The 4608-nt window shown below is 70.7% G+C and carries 5 protein-coding genes; 3 read left to right on the plus strand and 2 right to left on the minus strand.

Annotated elements, in window-relative coordinates; all coding sequences use genetic code 11:
* The first annotated feature begins 93 nt into the window (after nucleotides 1–93).
* Complete coding sequence (locus POF73_RS45430) at nucleotides 94–303, plus strand: hypothetical protein (protein WP_272125407.1); 210 nt, start codon at nucleotides 94–96, stop codon at nucleotides 301–303.
* Nucleotides 304–309: 6 nt separating this feature from the next.
* Here POF73_RS45430 and POF73_RS45435 read toward each other — a convergent pair whose 3' ends face one another.
* Both POF73_RS45435 and POF73_RS45440 read right to left on the minus strand, forming a co-directional pair.
* Nucleotides 310–1680 carry an ABC1 kinase family protein gene (locus tag POF73_RS45435; RefSeq protein ID WP_272125408.1) on the minus strand — a complete coding sequence of 457 codons (1371 nt, stop codon included), beginning with the start codon at nucleotides 1678–1680 and terminating at the stop codon, nucleotides 310–312.
* Nucleotides 1673–2827 (minus strand): TOMM precursor leader peptide-binding protein, encoded by a 1155-nt coding sequence (locus POF73_RS45440; RefSeq protein ID WP_272125411.1) that lies wholly within the window; start codon nucleotides 2825–2827, stop codon nucleotides 1673–1675. The genes POF73_RS45435 and POF73_RS45440 overlap by 8 nt, the downstream gene beginning before the upstream one ends.
* 387 nt (nucleotides 2828–3214) lie before the next feature.
* Between POF73_RS45440 and POF73_RS45445 the strand changes: the two genes are divergently transcribed.
* Together POF73_RS45445 and POF73_RS45450 are read left to right on the plus strand one after the other, a co-directional pair.
* Complete coding sequence (locus POF73_RS45445; protein WP_272125409.1) at nucleotides 3215–3811, plus strand: M48 metallopeptidase family protein; 597 nt, start codon at nucleotides 3215–3217, stop codon at nucleotides 3809–3811.
* A 148-nt stretch (nucleotides 3812–3959) separates the two neighbouring features.
* On the plus strand, nucleotides 3960–4608 hold a 649-nt coding region (locus tag POF73_RS45450), incomplete at its 3' end, for a TerD family protein (protein ID WP_272125410.1).

A 4608-nucleotide genomic window follows, 5' to 3' on the forward strand; every position in this document is an offset into this window, starting at 1 on the left:
AAACCCCCCCCGGCCGCCGCCCCCCCCCCCCCCCCCCCCCCCCGCGGTGCGTTGTGCCCGCCGATCGGAGAGTGGCGGAGGTATCGTCACCGAGTGACGAGTCTTTCCGGGGGCAGTGACAACGGCGGCTCCGCCCAGGAGCCCCAGCCCCTCGTGTGCGCCCGCTGCGGCACTCGGGCCGAGAGCCCGCAGCCCACCTGGACCTGCTCCGTGGAGAACGGCATTCGCCAGTACTTCTGCGACACCTGTTCCCGGGAGAACCTCAGGGCGATCGAGGGGCGACTCGACTCGGCCTGGTGGTAGCCCCTCTCACGCCTCCGCCGCCGACCCCTCCTCGTCCGTCGGCTCCTCCGGAGCGAACCCCGGCAGCCACTCCTCCAGCTCCTCACGCAGACGAACCGTCGCGCCCAGCTGGCACAGCACGCCGATTGTGCTCAACGTCACTCGGTGGATGAGGAGGTAGGCCGGGGGCAGGTTGAGCTGCTTGCCCAGTTGGTAGGCGGGGGAGCGGGGGTCGGCCACCCGGGCGGCCTGGCTGCGCATCCAGCCGCGGGTGAAGGTGAACTCGTCGACCTGGGCCGGTTCGATGATCGGCAGGAGGTAGTCGAGGACGGCGTCGGGGTCCAGCTCTATCGAATCCTTGACGAAGCCCTCCGCGCAGAGCAGTTCGTAGACGGTGTCCGCCTCGCCGTCCAGGGTCAGGCGCAGAGAGTCGCCGATGGGTGTCGGCAGGCCGCCCGGGAGGCGGTCGACGGTCCCGAAGTCCAGGACGCCGAGCCGCCAGTCTTCCTCGCTGTCCGGGTCGCCGGGCAGAAGACGGAAATTACCGGGGTGCGGGTCGGCGTGCAGGAGGCCGGTGCGGGCCGGGCCGGAGAAGAGGAAACGGGCCAGGAGCTGGCCGGCGCGATCACGCTGCTCCTCGGTGCCGTCGGAGATCACCTCCGACAGCGGCACGCCGTCGATCCACTCCGTGATCAGGATCTGGTCGCAGTGGTGGACCACCGCCGGCACGACGACGTCCGGGTCGTCGGCGAACTCCTCCGCGTGCGCCTGCTGGGCCTGCGCCTCCAGGCCGTAGTCCAGTTCCTCGGAGACCCGGTCCTTGAGCTCCGCGATCAGCGGCTTGATGTCCATACCGGGGATCAGCGGACCCAACAGCCGGGCGAAGCGGCTCAGTTGGTTCAGGTCGGACAGCAGGGCCTCGCCCGCTCCCGGGTACTGCACCTTGACCGCCACTTCACGGCCGTCGTGCCACACCCCCCGGTGCACCTGGCCGATCGAGGCCGCCGCGGCGGGCTTGTCCTCGAACTCCAGGAACAGGTCCTTCCAGTCCTCGCCGAGCCGCTCCGCCAGCACCGTGTGCACGGTGCGCGTCGGCATCGGGGGTGCCGCCTCCTGGAGCTTGGTGAGCGCCGCGCGGTAGGGGCCGGCGATCTCCTCGGGCAGAGCCGACTCGAAGACGGACAGGGCCTGGCCGAACTTCATCGCGCCGCCCTTGAGCTCGCCGAGCACCTTGAACATCTGCTCGGCGGTGCGCTGCTGCAGCTCACGGCCGACGATCTCCGCGGACTCGCCGACGATCCGCTTGCCCAGTCCCCAGGTCGCCCGCCCGGCGAAGCCGAGCGGGAGCGCGGCGAGCTTGGCGGTACGCGTGACCGCCTTGCGGGGAAGATCAGACATGCGCCCTCCAGGTCCCGGCCATCCGCTGCGCGGCTGCCTCACGGCCCGACTTCTTCGACGGCCGTTGCTCCCCCATTGTCTCGTGTGACACCTCGTCCTCCGAGGGGTGTTCTCCCTCACCTTTTTCCGTGGCGCCGCACGGGCAGGCCGGATGCGCCCAAACCGGTCGGGCGTGCCAGCTCAGACCGGGCAAGGACACTTCCCAGCGTGCACCGACGCTCGACGGAACGTGGCCGTCCAGGAAGGCGAGGGCGTGCGCGGCCGCCAGCCCGGCGACCGTCGTGGCCAGCGCGAGATCGCAGGGCGGTACGTGGCGCGACTTTCCGGAACCCGAGCGCCACTGCGCGACCAGGCGGGGCCAGGTCGGGTCCCGATCCGTTCGCCCCTCGTTGAGACAGCCAGCGCAGCCGGTCTCGCCGGGCAGGACGAGCGGGCCGACGACGCCGGTGCCCTCCACGACACCGGCGTACAGATGGGGCGTACCGGAAGTGATGAGGGGTTCGGCTGCGGACGGGGAGGGGGCGTGCACGGCGACGTCGTCGCGCGGGGCGATGATCACCAGGGAGTGGCCCGTGCTCGCCTCCCCTGGAGACGACCGGTGGCCGCGGCGTGGTGGACGGCCCGGTGCCCAGTGCCGTGCGGCCCGTCGCGCCGCCTCGTCCCTGCGGTCGCCGACCGCCTCGGCGGACAGCCCACCCGGCGCCACGTCCCACGGCTCGACACGGCCGACGTCGCGGACGTCGACCTCGCCGACACCCGCGCCCGACAGCAGCGAGGCCACCAGCGCGCCCACCCGGCCGGCGCCCCTCACCTGCACGCGCAGCGAACGGCGGGCGGCCAGCCGGTCCATCGCCTCGCCCGGCTCGGACGTGGTCAGGGAGAGGGAGGCCAGATCGGGGCGCAGCCGGTCCAGTACCTCCTTCTTGCGGCGCAGGGCGTCGACGGCCGGGCCGCCGCCCTTCGCGTCGTCGAGCAGGCCGGCCCGCGCCAGTCGCCGTACCAGCCCGTCGACATGACCGTCCGGCAGATCCATGCGGCGTCCCTCTTCGCGCAGTAGCCGCGGTCCACGGGTGCCGTTGAGAAGGTCGAGGAAACTGCCCGTGGCCGTGTCCATCGGACCCAGTGTCAGAGCGTGCGCCGGAGTCATCCCGAACTGCACGGTGTTGAGGTCGCGCCACCCGCGCCTGAGTGCGGGCTTCACCAGCGGCGCCTGCGGAAGCGCCGTAAGCGATGCATCCGCCGAGCCTGCCGAAGGCGGCGCATCCGCCGACCGCGGCAAATCTCCTGAAACTGCCGAAACCGTCGCGTGCATGAACTGGCCCCCGTAGCCGTCGTGGAACGTCCCCGTGTGCCGATGGAGCTCGGTCGTAGCTCCGCCGATGACTGTCAGCATGCCCCGACGCGGCGCTCTGCGTCGAAAGTTGTCCACAGGTGGTGGATATTCGTCGTACAAATCAAACGCATGGATGGGGGATCGGGATCGAACCGTCCCGGAGTCGGGACTTCCCACATGCGCAGCGGGTAACGTCGGGGCGTGTCCGCCGACCCACTGCACCGTGCCGGAACGCCACAGCGCAGCACGAAGAGCCCGCCGCCCAGCGGCTCGGGGGCGACCGCGATCGAGGTCCGCAGAAGCGCCCGGCGCCGCCGGACGGTCTCGGCGTACCGCGAGGGCGATCGCACCGTCGTGCTCATCCCTGCCCGGATGTCCGAGGCCGAGGAGCAACGCTGGGTGAACGTCATGCTCGACAAGCTGGCCGCGCAGGAGAGCAAACAGGTGCTCGGCGACGCCGAACTGGCCGAGCGTGCGGAGCAGTTGTCGGAGCAGTACTTCGACGGCCGGGCCCGGCCCAGCTCGGTCCGCTGGGTCACCAACCAGAACACGCGCTGGGGCTCGTGCACCCCCGCCGAGGGAAGTATCCGTCTTTCGCACCGCTTGCAGGGCATGCCCGAGTACGTCGTCGACTACGTCCTCCTGCACGAACTCGCGCATCTTCTGGTGCCCGGTCACGGCCCCCGCTTCTGGCGGCTGCTGGAGGACTATCCCCGCACCGAGCGGGCGAAGGGCTATCTGGAAGGTGTGGTCGCCGCCGAGCGGTTGCCCCATGTGCCCGGTGCGCGGGGGGAGTGACCGCTCCCTGAAACGCCCCGGAGGCAATGCTTCCGGTCCCCCCGGTCCGGGGTTGTGTACCGGGTCTGTACCGGCTTCGTCCGATGTCCGAGTTTGCCGTTAGCCTGGCGCGACGCACTCACTTCGGGATGGGGGACGGTCGTTACGCATGGCCAGGGAATTCCAACGCGGCCACAAGGCCAGGATCAGTGACCTCACGGCGGGCACGGATCTGTACGTAGGGGTACAGATCGCCGCCCCAGGGCTGACCTTCGACATCAGCTGCTTCGGTCTCGACGCCGACGAACGGCTCTCGGACGACCGTTACTTCATCTTCTTCAACCAGCCGAAGTCCCCCGAGGAAGCGGTTCAGCTCCTCGGTGCCCAGGCCGGTGACACGGAGTCCTTCCGGATCACGCTCGACAAGATCCCCCCGCAGATCCAGAAGCTGTCCTTCACGGCGACGATCGACGGCGCCGGGCAGATGTCGCAGGTCGGCCCCGGATACGTCCGTATCGTCGCCGGCGGCGAGGAGGTGGCCCGGTACGCTTTCAACGGCTCGGAGTTCTCCACCGAACGCGCCGTGATGCTGGGCGACTTCTACCTGAAGGACGTCTGGCGGTTCGCCGCCGTCGGCCAGGGCTTCGACGGTGGCCTCGAAGCGCTGCTGAGGAACTTCGGCGGCGAGGTCATGGAGGAGGAGACGCCCGCCGCCCCGCAGCAGCCGCAGGCCGGTGCCGGTGCCAGTCCGGGCTTCGCTCCGCCCGCCCAGGCCGCCGCGCCGCCCGCGTTCGGCGGCCCGGCCACTCAGGCACCGC

Source organism: Streptomyces sp. HD (genome assembly GCF_028369295.1).
Classification (GTDB): domain Bacteria; phylum Actinomycetota; class Actinomycetes; order Streptomycetales; family Streptomycetaceae; genus Streptomyces.

Coding starts and splice junctions, on each gene's coding strand:
- POF73_RS45435 (WP_272125408.1), bottom strand. CDS start 1,680: ATGTCTGATCTTCCCCGCAAGGCGGTCACGCGTACCGCCAAGCTCGCC.
- POF73_RS45440 (WP_272125411.1), bottom strand. CDS start 2,827: ATGACTCCGGCGCACGCTCTGACACTGGGTCCGATGGACACGGCCACG.